This window comes from Bacteroides sp. B1-V-101 (assembly GCF_023656585.1).
GTDB classification, from domain to species: Bacteria; Bacteroidota; Bacteroidia; order Bacteroidales; family Bacteroidaceae; genus Bacteroides; species Bacteroides thetaiotaomicron.
Window position 1 is genome coordinate 1 of record NZ_JAMOKH010000056.1, and the last position, 16,785, is coordinate 16,785.

Below are 16,785 nucleotides of genomic sequence, written 5' to 3' on the forward strand. Positions count from 1 at the left end.
AGAGGTATTACTCAGTATCTTTCCAATCCTGAAACGGATTTGATGGAACTTGTTCAGCCTTCTGATGTAAATAAGAATCTGTTTATTCTTCCGGGTGGTACTGTTCCTCCTAATCCGACAGAATTGTTAGCCCGTAACGGTTTGGACAGAGCGATAGAAACTTTGAAGAAGAACTTCGATTATGTCATCCTTGATACTGCTCCTATCGGCATGGTGACAGATACCTTATTAATAGGTCGTGTAGCAGACTTGTCAGTTTATGTATGCCGTGCTGACTACACTCATAAGGCGGAATATACATTGATCAATGAACTGTCTTTTGAGAAGAAGCTGCCTAATCTTTGTACTGTCATTAACGGCGTAGACCTGAAGAAGCGAAAATACGGTTATTACTACGGCTACGGTAAGTATGGCAAGCATTATGGATATGGTAAACGTTATGGTTACGGCTATGGATATGGTCAGACCAAAAGTGAAAGAAAAGACTAGTAAATTTGAAATAAAATATGAAAAAAGCGTAGGAAATGGGTGAATAATTTTGTATCTTTATTGCTTATAAACCAAGTATAAAGAGACAATGAATCAACCGGATTTTGTAGTGAAATGCTACAATAAACAAGACTTAGCCCAAATGTATTTCCCTGATATAACTGTTCGCGCTTCAGTAAATAAACTTCGTCGCTGGATGCGTAGATGTCAACCATTAATGGATGAGATACTTTCTACGGATTTTCATCCGAAAACGAAAGCTTTTTCTGTGCGGGAAGTAAGGTTAATCACCTACTATTTGGGTAAGCCGGGAGATTTGTAACCCCAAATCTTTTTTATTCATTCAACAAAAAACTACGGGAGGCAGCACTTTCGCCATCTCCCGTAGTTTTTTTATAATCCTGAATATTCCTTTTTCGGATCGTAGCAAGGACATGCCTTGTGGATCGTAGCACTCAGCTGATAATGTCCTGCTATCTGCGCCTCCGGATACTGATGCTTGAGAATCGTCAACAGATCGAGCAGAGCAAAGCGTTGTGCCGTAGTTCTCGTATCCGCCGGTCTGCCATTTTCATCCAGCCCGCCTTCATAACAAATCCCGATACTATGCCTGTTAAATCCACGCACATGGGCACCGATTTCGGAGACGGGACGACAATGATGAAGAACTCCGTCCCGGGTGATATAAAAATGATAGCCAATATCACGAAACCCCCGTTGCAAATGACATTCTTGAAGCCGTTCTACAGGGAAGGAAACATTGCAGCGCGTAGCGCTGCAATGAATCACCAACAACTTAATCTCTCTCGGGAGATACTCATCTTTAGAACTTTCCATGCGGATGTATTACAGATGAGCCGTACAGGACGTTACCCCGATAGCAGAAATGATAGACGTTGCAATTGTCACAATGAACTGAAGAATATTCTTCCAAACTTGCTTTTTCATACAATTTTAATCTTTAATAGTAAATAATGATTGATTAAACAGTCGGGTCCGGAGCTTCATCGCCATCGTCACCTGAACCACCGCCGGGCTGATCGCCCTTACCATCGTCCGGCAACGGTTCGTCTCCCGAATCGGGCTTACCGTCACTCTTATACAGTGCAAAGTCCAGCGTTTTACACAACTTGCGGAGATCACTTCCCGGATAGAAAAGCACTTTACCTTTCTCGATACACGATGCCTTGAATTCCTTCTCCGTTGCGGTAGCCGTTGCCGTCTTAAGACTCATGCGGAAATTCCCCAGATCGCCCATCTGAACGATATTCCCTTCATTCAGTACATTGACGATTTCGAGTAGAAACTCTCCGATACAACCTTCCAACTCGCCTTTTGAATAAGACGAACGTTCGGTAATACGTTTGCAGACCTCCTTGACGGTCACTTTCCGTCCGCTACGTGCCACTGCATAATACTTGGGAGCTTCACTAGGTTTCAACAGGTTCTTGCGAGCCATAACAACATAATTCTGTGCCATAATTTTTAATACTTAATACTTATTACTTAATACTTATTACCTGTAACCGATTACACAACAAAGATACTACATGGGCAAGTGCCCGTGATGTGCAGTGACGCACACAGACGCACTGATAAAAGGAAAAAACATTGAGAAGATTGTATTGAATCTTCCCAATGTTTGCATCCGATCATTGAGAAGGTTTTTTCAAACTTCCCAATGTTTTCAAAGAGTCTTCAAAAGGACAAAAGGACAAAAATGACAGATAGGACTATTTTATGAGATCTTCTGATACTTTCCATGAGATATCTTATTGATTTTGACGCCAATGAACGATTTTATCAGCCTGCTGATCTTGCGGTGGCTGAAATCGTATTTTACGCCGATCTGCATTGCATCTTCGGTAGTGAATGTTTCTGGCAACTCGCCGATGAACTTCCGTGTACTGTTCGGATCTTTCAACGGATGGAGCTGGGAAGACGGCATGGAAGACAATAATAGCCTGCTATGCTCATAACAGCAGAGAACGATCTGGAGAGAACGATCGAAATCTACATCCTCACAATAGATATCCGGTGCGCCATCATTCGCCTCGAACTGGCGGATGCGTGCCTGGATCATGCTGATGCGCATCACAAGACAGGCATACCGCTTGACAACGGCCTGAAGGTCATCGTTACCTTCCAGAACCACTTCGGCAAGCAGCTTAGAAAACGTATGATTCAGATAATCCCATTGAGAACGGCTGAAGTGAAACAATACAGGATGATTCTTGCAGAAATGATAAAGCTCGAAGACACGATGTGCCAGTGGCTTGAAAGACTCTTCAAGCGAGATACTGTCATCTCCCATGGGCTTCCACTTCGGAATGCTGCGGAAAGTGTAGAGCATGATACGGCTCGGAAGTCCTTTTTCCGAAGTCTCTATCAGTGAAGCCATCTGACTCGGGGTGCCGGTGAGGAACATGGCAAGCATGGGAAAACGGATATAAATGGGGGTTAAACCATTGATCTTGAAAGCGGAATCGATATTCTCATGCTCGAATGCTTTGCGGAGCATATCGTCAAAGTTACCGCAATCCAGATGATTGGCTGTAGCCAGCGTCTGCGCCTCGGTATCGAATATGATGCTTCCTTGCGGACCGTTGTCCCGCATTTGGATCTGCATACGACTGTAGCTGGTAGTGGCAGGGAGAAAAAGCATTTTGTAAGCTGGTTTTTCCGGTTCTTCGGGACACTCTTCATGTGCCTTTTTCTTATAAGTACAGTCCAGCTTCCATTGGGTGTACTTATGGTTATAAATTTTCTGCTGAAGTTCGCTATTGGAAAGTATCCAGTCGTGGACCTCTTCCAGCAGATAACGTCCTGTTTGCGCAATGCTCTTGTTGCTCCCAGCGGGGGCAATGCCGAAACTGTAGAAATGGGGAGAATACTTTTTGTGATTATAGATGCCGAATGTGCCAGGCAGTACGGAACTCAATGCGGTGAGGTTGGAGAGAAAGGAAAGATCCTGTTCACGATCACCTTCCTCTTCGAGGATACATTCGTTCAGCAGATCGGGCAGATATTTGTACACGCTTTTGGGAAAACAGGGCGTTTCTTTTCTGAATTCTTCGCCTTGCCAATACGCTTCATCTGCTTCATAGACGTTTTCGGATGGGCTATATGTCACTTTTGTCATTTTGTCCTTATGAAGAGAAGAGCAAAGCGGAGAGGCGGAGACGGATGGAGTAGAGGTAACTTTTTGGTAACCAGATTGTAGGATGCTCCTGATTTCCTGTGCGGGAAAGTCGGAGTGCTCAAAATAAACCGTAATCCCGCGTAATATGCTTTCTTGCGAATATCTTCTCCGGCAAGCTTCGCAGGCGAGTTTAAACAGATTGGTGTGTCGTTGCCCGGCGGCCAATGGATTTAAGAAAATGTAGGACGAAAGGAACAAGTTGACTTCCTCCTCCGAGAAGTTCTCGGAGGTTTCGTTTGCTTTTGCAGGTAGCGGAGGAGAGGGGAGGTTTTCTGCTGTCGGCTGGAACGGTTGTGTTTCCACTGCTGCTTCCAGAACGAATGACTGATAGAGACTGGCTACATATCCGTCCGGTGAATAGGTGAAATAGCACAGGCGGCTTTCGTCTTTACAGGCGGGATCGCTGGTGAGCCCGGTCAGCTGGTCGTAGTAACGGCTGACCAGTAGCTGCCCTTCCCGGTGACGGCCTTCGATGCCTTCCACATAGGCGAAGATTTTCACGCCGTCCGTAGGGCTTTCCAGAGCAGCTACGGTATGAGGGTCGGCAGCGCAAAGACGGATGATCTCCAGCCGATTGGGAACGTGGTCGTAGTCGAGTCCGATAATGTGACTGGGCAACTGGAAATTTCGGATGGCATGCGCTCCGTCGAAAGTGCCGGCAGGAGTGAAGCAGGGGAGCTGGCTTTTTAGTTTTTGGGCGGCTTCATGGTCGCCTTCCTGATGATACCGCCGGATGGATTGGATGATGGAAGCATAAACCGGATGAATACACATAAAGATGACTTCGAGGAAAGACATGATTTTAGGCTTTTTGGAATACACATTTTCGTAAACGGAAACTTTAATTTCTTCGAGTACTTGCATTTGATTTTGATGTTTTATGATTGTCTATCCCACTATCGGGATAGCGGGTGCAAAGGTAAAGGAGGGGGAATTAGAACTTGTTTCATAGGTTGAAACAGATTGAATAACCAAATATATATCTATTTTTTATTAAATTTTAAACAAAGAGTAAACATGACAAAAGAAAATCATGGACCTTATGAATTTTTGGGAAGTATGGTAGTGAACCTGATGAATATCGACAAATCGATTTCGTATTCTTTTCTGGAAGATGAGTTGCATATCTCCGGAAGGGATGTGAGTGCCATGCGGCAGGGGAAGGATTTACACGTTTATCAGTACGTGCGTGTCGTCAGCTGTATCATGGATGAGATACATCTGGAAATTCTGTTGAATGCACTGCTGAAGGAATTGAAGAATGTATTTGCAGCCCATTGTGATTTAGTGATCGGTACGATTCCACATCGGCTTTACGGAAACGGACAGCCGGCAGAATGGGTGGTAGTGATGAGATGGGACGGGGTAGGGGTCTGATCCTTCTTGTCATACCCGGATTGCTATCTTAGTCTTCTAAAGTACGTCCGCATTTTTTTCATGATCTTGATACCCAAAACTACTCCGTCAAAGATGGCCATGCCGGTATTGAACGAACGCATGAGCGAATCCGCTTTGTTGGCGGCGGGTGCAAGAGGCGAGAATATTTCGCGGGTGGTGGCCGTCATAGCTCGTTTTTGAGCCTGAATTTCATTCAAGAGCTTCTTTTTGCGTTGGGTGATCTCTTCTAATGTAATTTTGGCAGGTGTTTGCGCACTCATAACTTCATTTATTTTGAATCGGTTAAAAACAAGTTAGCGAGGAAGTTTACCATCGGGGAGATGATAAGCTGTTTGCGGAAAATAATGACTAAAGCCATAATCAGTATATTGATGCCGGCAATGATAGCGAAGCTTGCCATAAGTCCGCCTACCAGAGGTTCCAATACATAAGCCAAGGCAAATAACAGATAAAACAGAGCTACCATGCCAAGGATGATAAGTATTACAATCATGATTAACGTTGAAAGAAGTATGGTCAGCTTCTCCGTCAACTCTAACTTGGTGTATTCTTTTTGAAGTTCCAGATACTTTTTGAACTCAAAAAACAACTGTTGAAAGTTCTCAATACTTTTATCGTCTGCAAACATGGTCGCTCTGTTTTAGTCCTTTACTTACTTATTCTCCTATTTCTCCTTTAATTTCAGCTGCGATTTCGTCAACGAGATTTTCCATTTCGTTGCGGTTCAGCTTGATTCCTTTTTTACGAAGAATTTCTGCGATCTTATTACGGGTATCTTCTCCCTTTTCAGGAGCAAACAAAATACCAAGGGCTGCACCTACGGCTGCACCACCCAGAAAAGCTGCTAATACATTTAATCCTTTCATAATTTATACTGTTTAAAATGATTATGATACAACAAATATAACATTTTTCTCCAAAGGTTGTTCGCAAAAACAGAAAAAAAGTACTTCCTTTTTATCATTCTTGATTTCTTTTATGGTTTAATCTTATTTAACTAGACTTTTGGACTAACAAATGAGACTTAAGGCGTACTTTTGTCATTCAATATTGTAATTCAAAACATAATGAAAGCGAAGATTGTTTTTATAACCGGAGCGAGCAGCGGAATTGGCGAAGGATGCGCCCGTAAATTTGCTAAGGAAGGATGGAACCTGATTTTGAATGCCCGTACAGTGTCGAAGCTGGAAGAACTGAAGGCTGAACTGGAAAAAGAGTATGGAATACAGGTCTGTGTGTTGCCTTTTGATGTTCGCGACCGGAAACAGGCTGCCGCCGCACTGGAAGCGTTGCCGGAAGAATGGAAATCGATTGATGTATTGATTAACAATGCCGGACTGGTGATCGGAGTGGACAAAGAGTTCGAAGGTAGTCTGGACGAGTGGGATATCATGATCGATACGAATATAAGAGGTTTGCTCGCCATGACACGTCTGGTAGTTCCGGGCATGGTGGAACGGGGATGCGGACACATTATTAATATAGGTTCTATTGCTGGAGATGCCGCCTATCCCGGAGGCAGTGTTTACTGCGCCACCAAAGCTGCTGTGAAGGCACTTTCGGACGGACTTCGGATAGACTTGGTGGATACGCCGCTGCGGGTGACGAATATCAAACCGGGCATGGTGGAAACAAACTTTACAGTGGTCCGTTACCGTGGTGACAAGCAGGCGGCTGACAATTTTTACAAGGGAATCCGCCCGCTGACCGGAGACGATATTGCCGAAACGGTATATTATGCTGCCTCGGCTCCTGCGCATATTCAGATTGCAGAGGTGCTTTTGATGCCGACTTATCAGGCAACGGGCACTATTTCTTATAAGAAGAAGGCAGAATAGACGTTTTTTCGCTCATTTTCTTTGCCGGATGATAAAATTTCTATTATTTTGTTGCCCGAAAACTAAATGTGAACGAACAAGATTATTGAATTATTAATTAAATACAGAATATTGGATATGAAAAAATTGGTCGTATTAGGAATGGGAGTATGCATGGTGCTTGCGTTTGCATCTTGTAAATCCAGTGAAAGCGCCTATAAAAAAGCTTACGAAAAAGCAAAACAGCAAGAATTGGCAGAACCGCAGGTGGAAGCTCCGGTAGAAGTGACTCCGGTAGTTGCAGCTCCTGTGACAACACCTAAGGCTACAGATACAACCGGCGTTCGTCAGGAAAAGGTGACAGTCGTTTCCGGTACCGACGGATTGAAGGATTACAGCGTAGTAGTAGGCAGCTTCGGTGTGAAAGCGAATGCTGAAGGCTTGAAAGACTGGTTGGACGGACAAGGTTACAACGCAACAATCGCATTCAATGCGGAAAAAGCAATGTACCGTGTGATTGTAAGCTCATTCGCTGACAAAGCGGCTGCTGTCGATGCACGTGACGCATTCAAGGCTAAATACCCGAGTCGTACAGACTTCCAGGGAGCTTGGTTGCTGTATCGTATTTATTGATTTCTTTTTGGTAATATATATCGGGATGGATAACCTGTTTTCCCGAAATAAGAAGGCGGTAACTGGGAAGTTACTGCTTTTTTGTTACACATTGTAAATTCGCTTTTTAGAAATTTTTATCATTCTACTAAAAGAAGTTATAAATAGCAGGTGGGAAACTTTTTTCGTAAATAAAGTTTTTACTTTTGTCATTATGAAACAGAAATATGTAATGGCTGCTATCGATGCAGCGTTGAAAGCAGGTGAAAAAATCCTTTCTATCTATGAAGATCCGAAGTCGGATTTTGAAATAGAGAGGAAGGCGGATAACTCTCCCTTAACGATAGCAGACAGGAAAGCCCACGAGGCGATTGTGGCCATTTTGAATGAAACTCCTTTTCCGGTTCTTAGTGAAGAAGGAAAGCATATGGACTATGCAGTGCGGCGAGGCTGGGATACTTTATGGATTGTAGACCCGCTGGACGGAACGAAGGAGTTCATCAAGCGTAACGGAGAATTTACGGTAAATATAGCTTTGGTACAGAACGCTGTACCTGTAATGGGTGTTATTTACGTGCCTGTAAAAAAAGAACTTTATTTTGCAGTGGAGGGGACAGGTGCCTATAAGTGTTCCGGCATTGTCGGTCTGGAAGACGAGGGAGTGACCTTACAGCAGATGATTGAGAAATCGGAACGGATGCCATTGGCGGATGCGCGCGACCATTTTATTGCTGTCGCTTCCCGTTCACACCTGACGCCTGAAACTGAAACATATATTGCAGACTTAAAAAAGAAACACGGCAATGTGGAACTGATATCAAGCGGAAGTTCCATTAAAATCTGTCTGGTTGCCGAAGGAAAGGCGGATGTCTATCCGCGTTTTGCTCCGACGATGGAATGGGATACGGCTGCCGGACATGCGATAGCCCGTGCCGCAGGGATGGAAGTATATCAGGCAGGGAAGGAGGAACCTTTGCGATATAACAAAGAGGATCTGCTGAATCCGTGGTTTATCGTTGAAGCAAAAAGAGAACGCTAATTAATGTTTATATGACATTTGAAATTGTATTTGTACTATTATCCTTATTAGGAATGATGGCTGCCCTGATCGCGGATAAGATGCGGCCGGGCATGGTGCTCTTTTCGGTAGTGGTTTTATTTCTGTGCGTCGGCATTCTGACTCCGAAGGAAATGCTCGAAGGTTTCAGTAATAAAGGAATGATTACCGTCGCCTTGTTATTCCTGGTTAGTGAAGGTATCCGTCAGTCGGGTACATTAGGGCAAGTGATCAAGAAACTGCTTCCGCAGGGAAAGACGACGGTGTTTAAAGCGCAGCTGCGTATCCTGCCGTCTGTTGCATTCATTTCTGCCTTTCTGAATAATACTCCGGTGGTAGTCATCTTTGCCCCGATCATCAAGCATTGGGCGAAATCGGTAAAACTTCCGGCCACCAAGTTCCTGATTCCCCTTTCTTATGTGACTATCCTCGGCGGTATCTGTACGCTGATCGGCACTTCTACCAATCTGGTAGTGCATGGTATGATTCTGGAAGCCGGCTATGAAGGCTTCACCATGTTCGAACTGGGAAAGGTCGGCATCTTTATTGCCATTGCCGGTATCATATATCTTTTCATTTTCTCCAAACGGCTCTTGCCCGATGCACGTCCGGATACGGCTGTGCCCGATGAAGAAGTGGAGGAAGGAGAGAAGTTGCATCGTGTAGAAGCTGTATTGGGAGCCCGTTTCCCCGGTATCAACAAGAAACTGAGTGATTTCAATTTCCAGCGTCACTATGGTGCGGAAGTGAAAGAGATCAAAACACGTAACGGTCAGCGCTATGTCGATCATCTGGAGGATGTAGTGCTTCGTGAGGGTGATACGCTTGTGGTGATGGCGGATGATACGTTTATCCCGACTTGGGGAGAATCTTCGGTATTCGTGCTGCTTACCAACGGCAATGATCCGGATACTTCGGGAAAGAAGAAGCGCTGGTTGGCGCTAATCTTGCTGGTACTGATGATTGTCGGTGCTACGGTGGGCGAACTGCCGGCAACCAAAGAGATGTTTCCCGATATCAAGCTGGATATGTTTTTCTTTGTCTGCATTACTACTATTATCATGGCGTGGACCAATATTTTCCCCGCCCGTAAGTATACCAAATATATTTCGTGGGATATTCTGATTACGATTGCCTGCGCATTTGCCATCAGCAAGGCTATGGTGAACTCCGGTGTGGCCGATTGTGTGGCAGGATTTATCATCGGTTTGAGTGACGATTACGGACCGCATGTATTACTTGCTATATTGTTTGTCATCACGAATTTGTTTACGGAACTGATCACGAACAATGCGGCTGCGGCTCTGGCATTCCCGTTGGCACTGTCCATCTCGGCGCAGTTGGGCGTAAGTCCGACACCTTTCTTTGTCGTGATCTGTATGGCTGCGTCTGCCAGCTTTTCCACACCGATCGGTTATCAGACTAATTTGATTGTGCAAGGTATCGGCAACTATAAGTTTACGGATTTTGTCCGTATCGGTCTGCCGCTCAATATCATCACTTTCTTAATCTCTGTGATCCTGATCCCGTTGATCTGGAACTTTTAATAAACATATTCTATAAATGGAAGAAAAAAATCATATATATCCGATTTTTGACCGCATGATGACGCGGGAGGACAAAGAAGAACTTCTGGGACAGCATAGCGTGATGATCTGGTTTACAGGTCTGAGCGGATCAGGTAAAAGTACGATCGCGATTGCATTGGAACGTGAACTCCATAAGCGTGGACTGCTTTGCCGTATTCTGGATGGAGACAATATCCGCAGCGGTATCAACAATAATCTGGGCTTCTCCGAAACCGACCGTGTAGAGAATATCCGTCGTATCGCCGAAGTATCCAAGTTGTTTCTGGACAGCGGCATCATTACGATTGCGGCATTTATCAGTCCCAATAATGATATCCGTGAAATGGCGGCGAATATTATCGGAAAGGATGATTTTCTGGAAGTTTTCGTAAGCACCCCGCTGGAAGAGTGTGAAAAGCGGGATGTGAAAGGACTGTACGCCAAAGCGCGTAGGGGAGAAATTCAGAATTTCACCGGAATTTCCGCACCGTTTGAGGTGCCCGAACATCCGGCCTTGGCATTGGATACTTCTAAGTTGAGTCTGGAAGAATCGGTCAACCGCCTGCTGGAGATGGTGTTGCCGAAAATAGAAAAGAAATAAATGAAGAAATTTCAAAAAAGATGGAAGAATATAAACTGAGCCATTTGAAAGAACTCGAAGCCGAGTCAATTCATATCATCCGCGAGGTGGCGGCGGAATTTGAGAATCCGGTGATGCTGTACAGCATCGGAAAAGATTCTTCGGTGATGGTGCGCTTGGCTGAAAAAGCGTTTTATCCGGGAAAAGTTCCCTTCCCGTTGATGCATATCGATTCGAAGTGGAAGTTTAAGGAAATGATCCAGTTCCGCGACGAATATGCCAAGAAACATGGCTGGAACCTGATTGTGGAAAGTAATATGGAAGCGTTTCATGCAGGGGTAGGACCTTTCACGCATGGAAGCAAGGTACATACGGACCTGATGAAGACTCAGGCATTGCTGCATGCGCTGGATAAATATAAATTTGACGCTGCATTCGGCGGCGCGCGCCGGGATGAAGAAAAGTCACGTGCCAAGGAGCGTATCTTCTCTTTCCGTGATAAATTCCACCAGTGGGACCCGAAGAACCAGCGTCCTGAATTGTGGGATATCTACAACGCCCGTGTACACAAAGGTGAGAGTATCCGTGTGTTCCCGATCAGCAACTGGACGGAGCTGGATATCTGGCAGTATATCCGTCTGGAGAATATTCCGATCGTTCCGCTGTATTATGCCAAGGAACGTCCTGTGATCAATCTGGATGGTAATATCATCATGGCGGATGACGACCGTCTGCCGGAAAAATATCGTGATCAGATCGAAATGAAGATGGTGCGTTTCCGTACTCTGGGCTGCTGGCCGTTGACGGGCGCAGTAGAGAGCGGTGCGGCTACCATCGAAGAGATCGTGGAAGAGATGATGACGACTACCAAGAGCGAACGTACTACCCGTGTGATCGACTTTGACCAGGAAGGCAGTATGGAGCAGAAGAAACGTGAAGGGTATTTTTAAGCAATTAAAAATGAATGATTAAAAAACTAAAAGTTGGAAATGGATAATAAGCTGGATATAAAGGCCTTTCTGGATAAAGACGAACAGAAAGACTTGCTGAGACTGTTGACTGCCGGTTCGGTGGATGACGGAAAATCGACTTTGATCGGACGTCTGTTGTTTGACAGTAAGAAACTGTACGAAGATCAGCTGGATGCATTGGAACGTGACAGTAAGCGTGTAGGTAATGCAGGCGAACATATAGACTATGCTTTGTTGCTCGATGGCTTGAAAGCGGAGCGTGAGCAGGGAATTACGATTGACGTGGCTTACCGCTACTTCTCTACCAACGGTCGTAAGTTTATCATTGCGGATACTCCGGGACACGAACAGTATACACGTAATATGATTACCGGTGGCTCTACGGCCAATCTGGCAATTATCTTGGTAGACGCCCGTACGGGTGTGATTACCCAGACCCGTCGTCATACTTTCCTGGTATCTCTGCTGGGCATCAAGCACGTGGTGCTGGCGGTCAATAAGATGGACCTGGTGGACTTCTCCGAGGAACGGTTCGACGAGATTGTATCGGAATACAAGAAATTCGTAGAACCGCTGGGAATTCCGGATGTGAACTGTATTCCTCTTTCTGCCTTGGACGGTGACAACGTTGTGGATAAGTCCGAACGCACACCATGGTATAAAGGAATCTCTTTGCTAGACTTCCTCGAAACGGTTCATATCGATAATGATCACAACTTCACGGATCTCCGTTTCCCTGTGCAGTATGTGCTGCGCCCGAACCTTGACTTCCGTGGTTTCTGCGGTAAAGTGGCATCGGGTATTGTCCGCAAGGGAGATACAGTGATGGCATTGCCTTCCGGAAAGACTTCCAAGGTGAAGAGTATTGTGACATACGACGGCGAACTGGATTACGCTTTCCCGCCGCAGTCGGTTACACTGACACTGGAAGACGAAATCGACGTATCCCGTGGTGAAATGCTGGTGCATCCGGACAACTTGCCGATCGTTGACCGCAACTTCGAAGCGATGATGGTATGGATGGATGAAGAACCGATGGACATCAATAAATCGTTCTTTATCAAGCAGACTACCAATTTGAGCCGTACCCGCATCGACGCGATCAAATATAAAGTGGATGTCAACACGATGGAGCATCTTTCCATTGACAATGGACAACTGACAAAGGACAATTTGCCATTGCAGCTCAATCAGATCGCCCGCGTTGTCCTGACTACTGCCAAGGAGCTTTTCTTCGATCCTTATAAAAAGAATAAATCTTGCGGTTCTTTTATCCTGATCGATCCGATTACGAATAATACCTCTGCCGTAGGTATGATTATCGACCGGGTGGAGATGAAAGATATGGCTGCCACGGATGACATCCCCGTACTGGATTTGTCGAAACTGGACATCGCCCCGGAACATCACGCCGCCATAGAAAAAGCCGTGAAGGAACTGGAACGCCAAGGACTCTCCATAAAAGTGATTAAATAAAATGTAGAACGATGGGATTACTTGAATTTAATAAACTTCCGATTAATACGTTGGTAGGTGCCGACTGGAAAACGTTTAAGGCAATCACTGCCGGCCGTGATATTGATGCTGCTTATAAAGGCAAGTACCGGTTGACGAAAGCGGTGTGCCGCCTGCTTTCTCCGTTGGCTGCATTGCAGGATAAACGCTACGAAAAGTTGTTGGCCAATCAGCCGCTGGAACATGATCCGGTATTCATTCTGGGACACTGGCGGAGTGGAACTACTTTTGTACATAACGTGTTCTCCTGCGACAAGCATTTTGGGTATAACACAACTTATCAGACCGTATTCCCGCATCTGATGATGTGGGGACAGCCTTTCTTCAAGAAGAATATGAGCTGGCTGATGCCGGACAAGCGTCCGACGGATAATATGGAGCTGGCAGTGGATCTTCCGCAGGAGGAAGAGTTTGCATTGTCGAACATGATGCCGTATACCTATTATAATTTCTGGTTCCTGCCGAAATATCAACAGGAATATGCGGACAAGTATCTGCTGTTTGATGATATCACGGACAAAGAACTGAAAGTGTTTGAAGAGGTATTCACAAAATTGATCAAGATTTCTTTGTGGAATACCAAGGGTACGCAATTCCTCAGCAAGAACCCTCCTCATACGGGCAGGGTGAAAGAATTGGTGAAAATGTTCCCGAACGCCAAGTTTATCTACCTGATGCGTAATCCGTATACGGTATTTGAATCTACACGCAGTTTCTTTACAAATACAATCCAGCCTCTGAAACTGGAGGATGTCAGCAATGAACAATTGGAGGAGAATATCCTTTCTATTTATGCAAAGCTGTATCATAAGTATGAATCGGATAAGAAATTCATTCCGGAAGGCAATCTGATCGAAGTGAAGTTTGAAGACTTTGAAGCGGATGCGATGGGAATGACGGAGAATATTTATAAGTCACTTTCTATCCCCGGCTTCGCCGAAGCACAAGGAGATATCGAAAAATATGTTGGCGGCAAGAAGGGATATAAGAAGAATAAGTATAAATATGACGACCGGACGATTCGATTGGTAGAGGAAAACTGGGATTTTGCTTTGAAACAATGGAACTATAATTTATAAAAGAAAGGATAAGTATTGATGATTAAGAAAATGGTTCATCGCCTGTTTCTGACAGGCTTCGTTGCATTTTTTTCTTCCTTGTCTTTGATGGCGCAGCATAAAGTGGAGATGGTCCCCTTCGGGGATATGGACCAATGGGTGGACCGCCAGATAAAAGAGTCGGGGATTATCGGAGGGAACACGAAGAATGTGTATGAGATTGGTCCGACGACTGTAATTAAGGGAGATCAGGTGTATAAGAATATGGGTGGCTCACCGTGGGCGACTTCGAATGTGATGGCGAAAGTGGCAGGTATTACCAAGACAAATACGTCGGTTTTTCCGGAGAAACGGGGAGACGGTTACTGTGCACGCCTGGATACGCGTATGGAGAGTGTGAAGGTACTGGGGCTTGTCAATATAACCGTATTGGCTGCCGGCTCTATCTTTACGGGATCTGTGCACGAACCGATCAAGGGTACCAAAAACCCGCAGAAGATGCTTCAGACGGGGATTCCGTTTACCAAGAAGCCGGTTGCCCTTCAGTTTGACTATAAAGTGAAGATGTCCGACAGGGAAAAACGTATACGTGCTACCGGTTTCAGTAAAATTACAGATGTAGCGGGCAAGGATTATCCGGCTGCTATTTTATTTTTGCAGAAACGCTGGGAGGATGCCAACGGAAATGTTTATGCCAAGCGTATCGGAACGTTGGTGACTTATTACTATCACTCTACCGACTGGAAGAATAATGCCACGTATGAAATTATGTATGGAGACATTACCAGCCGTCCCGAATATAAACCTCACATGATGCGTCTGCAGGTGACTGAGAACTATACAGTCAACAGCAAAGGTGAAAGCGTGCCTATCCACGAAGTGGCATGGGGGGATGAAAATGATGAGCCGACTCATCTGTATCTCCAGTTCACATCCAGTCATGGAGGAGCTTACGTCGGTTCACCCGGAAATTCATTGTGGATTGATAATGTAAAACTGGTATATTAATATAAGGTAGCGGAAAAAATAAGGGATAACCAATGATAATCGATATCATTGGTTATTTTTTTTGCTTTTATTTTTCTTTCAAAAATGTTGGCTATACCCTTTGTAGGCTATCCAACACTTTTATCATCCCATATAAATATCACGAAGAAATGTTTTTTTACGAGTTTTTTTGTGTGTATTACAATAAATATCTATATTTGCACTAAATTTAAAGAAAAAGGGTAGAGATTTATATCTCTTTGTTTAAGATTTAGAGCCTGTAGAGTTGTGGTTATAGCGTAACACAAACTGCATTATATTATTTACTAAAATAAATTGAGATGAAAAAGGGTTTATTGTTTATTTTAATGGTAGGGGCTTCTGTGTGCCTGTCTGCTCAGGAAAAAGGAAAAACAGAAGGTAAAGCCTACACTGTAGAGACTAATCGTTTTGGGGCCAATTGGTTCATTAGTGGTGGCGTTGGTGGTCAAATGTACTTTGGCGACAACGACGGTAAAGCGGATTTCGGAAAACGCATTGCTCCGGCACTTGATATTGCCGTAGGTAAATGGTTTACTCCGGGTATCGGATTGCGTGTTGCATACAACGGTCTTCAAGCTAAGGGAGCTGCTCCTAGTGCTAATGACTTGTATACAAAAGGTGGCAAGTATTCTAACGGTTACTACAAGCAGAAATGGAACATGGCTAACTTCCATGGTGATGTTCTCTTCAACCTTTCTAACATGTTCTGCGGTTACAACGAGGATCGTCTTTATTCATTCATTCCTTACGTAGGTGCAGGTGTGGCTCTTTCTTGGTCAGAACCTCATCAACAAAACTTAGGTATCAATGCCGGTTTGATCAACCGCTTCCGTGTATCGGATGCTTGGGATATCAACCTTGAATTGCGTGGCCTTTTGATGAAGGATGCATTCGGCGGAACTTCTAAAGAAGGTATGGCCGGTGTAACTGTAGGTGTAACTTACAAGTTCAAAAAACGCGGATTCAACGCTGTTCCTACTGTACCGATGGTACCGGAAAGCCAGTTGGACGACATGAGAAACAGACTGAACTCTCTGAAGGGTGAAAACGAATCTCTGAAACGTGACTTGGTTGAGGCACGCAACAAGAAGCCGGAAGTAATCGTTAAGAAAGAAGGCGGATTCGTTCCACGTCTGGTTGTTGTATTCAACATTGGTAAGAGCAACATCAGCAAGAGAGAGTACATGAACATCGAAGCAATGGCTAAGGGTATCAAAGCTAATCCGGAAAAGACATTTACTGTTACAGGATATGCTGACAAGGGTACTGGTTCTGCTGAGTACAACATGAAGTTAAGTAAGAAGAGAGCTGAAGCTGTACGTGACCTGATGGTGAACGAATTCGGTGTACCTGCTTCTCAACTGAAGGTTGATTACAAGGGTGGTGTAGGCAATATGTTCTACGATGACGCTAAGTTGAGCCGTGTTGCTATCGTGGAAGAATAATCCACAGTTGAAATAATAGAATAAAAGAGACGTTTCCTTTCGCG

Annotated in this window: 20 protein-coding genes; 13 read left to right on the plus strand and 7 right to left on the minus strand. The window is 44.7% G+C overall.

The window, feature by feature from the left end:
• Both NBH01_RS24565 and NBH01_RS24570 read left to right on the plus strand, forming a co-directional pair.
• A partial coding sequence (locus NBH01_RS24565) for a tyrosine-protein kinase family protein (protein WP_502801506.1) occupies positions 1-489 on the plus strand: 489 nt, incomplete at its 5' end.
• Positions 490-577: 88 nt separating this feature from the next.
• Entirely contained in the window at positions 578-811 is a 234-nt protein-coding gene (locus NBH01_RS24570) for a DUF4248 domain-containing protein (protein WP_008760682.1), read from the plus strand.
• A 71-nt stretch (positions 812-882) separates the two neighbouring features.
• Here the strand turns inward: NBH01_RS24570 and NBH01_RS24575 are convergent, their stop codons facing one another.
• The 4 genes from NBH01_RS24575 to NBH01_RS24590 form a co-directional block, all read right to left on the minus strand.
• Positions 883-1,326, minus strand: a complete 444-nt coding sequence (locus NBH01_RS24575; RefSeq protein WP_250700341.1) for an N-acetylmuramoyl-L-alanine amidase — start codon at positions 1,324-1,326, stop codon at positions 883-885.
• A gap of 9 nt (positions 1,327-1,335) precedes the next feature.
• Positions 1,336-1,437, minus strand: a complete 102-nt coding sequence (locus NBH01_RS24580; RefSeq protein WP_008766084.1) for a smalltalk protein — start codon at positions 1,435-1,437, stop codon at positions 1,336-1,338.
• A 34-nt stretch (positions 1,438-1,471) separates the two neighbouring features.
• The gene (locus NBH01_RS24585; protein ID WP_008760684.1) at positions 1,472-1,969 is read right to left on the minus strand and encodes an HU family DNA-binding protein; all 498 of its coding nucleotides are present in this window, start codon (positions 1,967-1,969) and stop codon (positions 1,472-1,474) included.
• Between the two features lie 258 nt (positions 1,970-2,227).
• Positions 2,228-4,555 (minus strand): DUF3987 domain-containing protein, encoded by a 2,328-nt coding sequence (locus NBH01_RS24590; RefSeq protein WP_250700342.1) that lies wholly within the window; start codon positions 4,553-4,555, stop codon positions 2,228-2,230.
• 153 nt (positions 4,556-4,708) lie between these two features.
• Between NBH01_RS24590 and NBH01_RS24595 the strand changes: the two genes are divergently transcribed.
• Positions 4,709-5,068 carry a hypothetical protein gene (locus tag NBH01_RS24595; protein WP_008760685.1) on the plus strand — a complete coding sequence of 120 codons (360 nt, stop codon included), beginning with the start codon at positions 4,709-4,711 and terminating at the stop codon, positions 5,066-5,068.
• Positions 5,069-5,091: 23 nt separating this feature from the next.
• On the opposite strand, the gene NBH01_RS24600 is transcribed toward NBH01_RS24595, so the two are convergent.
• Genes NBH01_RS24600 through NBH01_RS24610 form a run of 3 tightly spaced genes read right to left on the minus strand, consistent with a single transcriptional unit; the run spans position 5,092 to position 5,955 of the window.
• Entirely contained in the window at positions 5,092-5,349 is a 258-nt protein-coding gene (locus NBH01_RS24600) for a hypothetical protein (protein WP_008760686.1), read from the minus strand.
• An 8-nt stretch (positions 5,350-5,357) separates the two neighbouring features.
• Positions 5,358-5,717, minus strand: a complete 360-nt coding sequence (locus NBH01_RS24605) for a phage holin family protein (protein ID WP_008760687.1) — start codon at positions 5,715-5,717, stop codon at positions 5,358-5,360.
• Positions 5,718-5,745: 28 nt separating this feature from the next.
• Positions 5,746-5,955, minus strand: a complete 210-nt coding sequence (locus tag NBH01_RS24610) for a YtxH domain-containing protein (RefSeq protein ID WP_008760688.1) — start codon at positions 5,953-5,955, stop codon at positions 5,746-5,748.
• Between the two features lie 201 nt (positions 5,956-6,156).
• Here NBH01_RS24610 and NBH01_RS24615 point away from each other — a divergent pair, with 201 nt between their 5' ends.
• The 10 genes from NBH01_RS24615 (at position 6,157) to NBH01_RS24660 (ending at position 16,741) form a co-directional block, all read left to right on the plus strand.
• A complete protein-coding gene (locus tag NBH01_RS24615) occupies positions 6,157-6,927 on the plus strand; it encodes an SDR family NAD(P)-dependent oxidoreductase (protein WP_008760689.1) in 771 nt (256 codons plus the stop codon).
• 117 nt (positions 6,928-7,044) lie between these two features.
• Positions 7,045-7,539, plus strand: coding sequence for an SPOR domain-containing protein (locus NBH01_RS24620; protein ID WP_008766080.1), 495 nt, complete (start codon positions 7,045-7,047; stop codon positions 7,537-7,539).
• 193 nt (positions 7,540-7,732) lie between these two features.
• A complete protein-coding gene (cysQ, locus tag NBH01_RS24625) occupies positions 7,733-8,557 on the plus strand; it encodes a 3'(2'),5'-bisphosphate nucleotidase CysQ (protein ID WP_032813481.1) in 825 nt (274 codons plus the stop codon).
• 11 nt (positions 8,558-8,568) lie between these two features.
• On the plus strand, positions 8,569-10,122 hold the full coding sequence (locus tag NBH01_RS24630) for an SLC13 family permease (protein WP_008766078.1): 1,554 nt from the start codon (positions 8,569-8,571) through the stop codon (positions 10,120-10,122).
• Between the two features lie 16 nt (positions 10,123-10,138).
• Positions 10,139-10,744 carry an adenylyl-sulfate kinase gene (gene cysC / locus NBH01_RS24635; RefSeq protein ID WP_062695172.1) on the plus strand — a complete coding sequence of 202 codons (606 nt, stop codon included), beginning with the start codon at positions 10,139-10,141 and terminating at the stop codon, positions 10,742-10,744.
• Positions 10,745-10,752: 8 nt separating this feature from the next.
• On the plus strand, positions 10,753-11,673 hold the full coding sequence (gene cysD / locus NBH01_RS24640; RefSeq protein WP_255309879.1) for a sulfate adenylyltransferase subunit CysD: 921 nt from the start codon (positions 10,753-10,755) through the stop codon (positions 11,671-11,673).
• A 39-nt stretch (positions 11,674-11,712) separates the two neighbouring features.
• The gene (cysN, locus tag NBH01_RS24645) at positions 11,713-13,170 is read left to right on the plus strand and encodes a sulfate adenylyltransferase subunit CysN (protein ID WP_022470128.1); all 1,458 of its coding nucleotides are present in this window, start codon (positions 11,713-11,715) and stop codon (positions 13,168-13,170) included.
• Positions 13,171-13,181: 11 nt separating this feature from the next.
• Positions 13,182-14,288 (plus strand): cholesterol-responsive sulfotransferase, encoded by a 1,107-nt coding sequence (locus tag NBH01_RS24650; protein WP_008760696.1) that lies wholly within the window; start codon positions 13,182-13,184, stop codon positions 14,286-14,288.
• Positions 14,289-14,306: 18 nt separating this feature from the next.
• Entirely contained in the window at positions 14,307-15,275 is a 969-nt protein-coding gene (locus NBH01_RS24655) for a PCMD domain-containing protein (protein WP_032813480.1), read from the plus strand.
• Positions 15,276-15,595: 320 nt separating this feature from the next.
• On the plus strand, positions 15,596-16,741 hold the full coding sequence (locus NBH01_RS24660; protein WP_008760698.1) for an OmpA family protein: 1,146 nt from the start codon (positions 15,596-15,598) through the stop codon (positions 16,739-16,741).
• Positions 16,742-16,785: the final 44 nt, after the last annotated feature.

Bases quoted from the DNA above. Each gene is read 5' to 3' on its own strand.
- cysN (WP_022470128.1), top strand. From the start codon at position 11,713: ATGGATAATAAGCTGGATATAAAGGCCTTTCTGGATAAAGACGAACAG.
- NBH01_RS24630 (WP_008766078.1), top strand. From the start codon at position 8,569: ATGACATTTGAAATTGTATTTGTACTATTATCCTTATTAGGAATGATG.
- NBH01_RS24600 (WP_008760686.1), bottom strand. From the start codon at position 5,349: ATGAGTGCGCAAACACCTGCCAAAATTACATTAGAAGAGATCACCCAA.
- NBH01_RS24655 (WP_032813480.1), top strand. From the start codon at position 14,307: ATGATTAAGAAAATGGTTCATCGCCTGTTTCTGACAGGCTTCGTTGCA.
- NBH01_RS24585 (WP_008760684.1), bottom strand. From the start codon at position 1,969: ATGGCACAGAATTATGTTGTTATGGCTCGCAAGAACCTGTTGAAACCT.
- NBH01_RS24615 (WP_008760689.1), top strand. From the start codon at position 6,157: ATGAAAGCGAAGATTGTTTTTATAACCGGAGCGAGCAGCGGAATTGGC.
- NBH01_RS24575 (WP_250700341.1), bottom strand. From the start codon at position 1,326: ATGGAAAGTTCTAAAGATGAGTATCTCCCGAGAGAGATTAAGTTGTTG.
- NBH01_RS24610 (WP_008760688.1), bottom strand. From the start codon at position 5,955: ATGAAAGGATTAAATGTATTAGCAGCTTTTCTGGGTGGTGCAGCCGTA.
- NBH01_RS24570 (WP_008760682.1), top strand. From the start codon at position 578: ATGAATCAACCGGATTTTGTAGTGAAATGCTACAATAAACAAGACTTA.
- NBH01_RS24605 (WP_008760687.1), bottom strand. From the start codon at position 5,717: ATGTTTGCAGACGATAAAAGTATTGAGAACTTTCAACAGTTGTTTTTT.
- NBH01_RS24620 (WP_008766080.1), top strand. From the start codon at position 7,045: ATGAAAAAATTGGTCGTATTAGGAATGGGAGTATGCATGGTGCTTGCG.
- NBH01_RS24580 (WP_008766084.1), bottom strand. From the start codon at position 1,437: ATGAAAAAGCAAGTTTGGAAGAATATTCTTCAGTTCATTGTGACAATT.
- NBH01_RS24650 (WP_008760696.1), top strand. From the start codon at position 13,182: ATGGGATTACTTGAATTTAATAAACTTCCGATTAATACGTTGGTAGGT.
- cysQ (WP_032813481.1), top strand. From the start codon at position 7,733: ATGAAACAGAAATATGTAATGGCTGCTATCGATGCAGCGTTGAAAGCA.
- NBH01_RS24590 (WP_250700342.1), bottom strand. From the start codon at position 4,555: ATGCAAGTACTCGAAGAAATTAAAGTTTCCGTTTACGAAAATGTGTAT.
- NBH01_RS24595 (WP_008760685.1), top strand. From the start codon at position 4,709: ATGACAAAAGAAAATCATGGACCTTATGAATTTTTGGGAAGTATGGTA.
- NBH01_RS24660 (WP_008760698.1), top strand. From the start codon at position 15,596: ATGAAAAAGGGTTTATTGTTTATTTTAATGGTAGGGGCTTCTGTGTGC.
- cysC (WP_062695172.1), top strand. From the start codon at position 10,139: ATGGAAGAAAAAAATCATATATATCCGATTTTTGACCGCATGATGACG.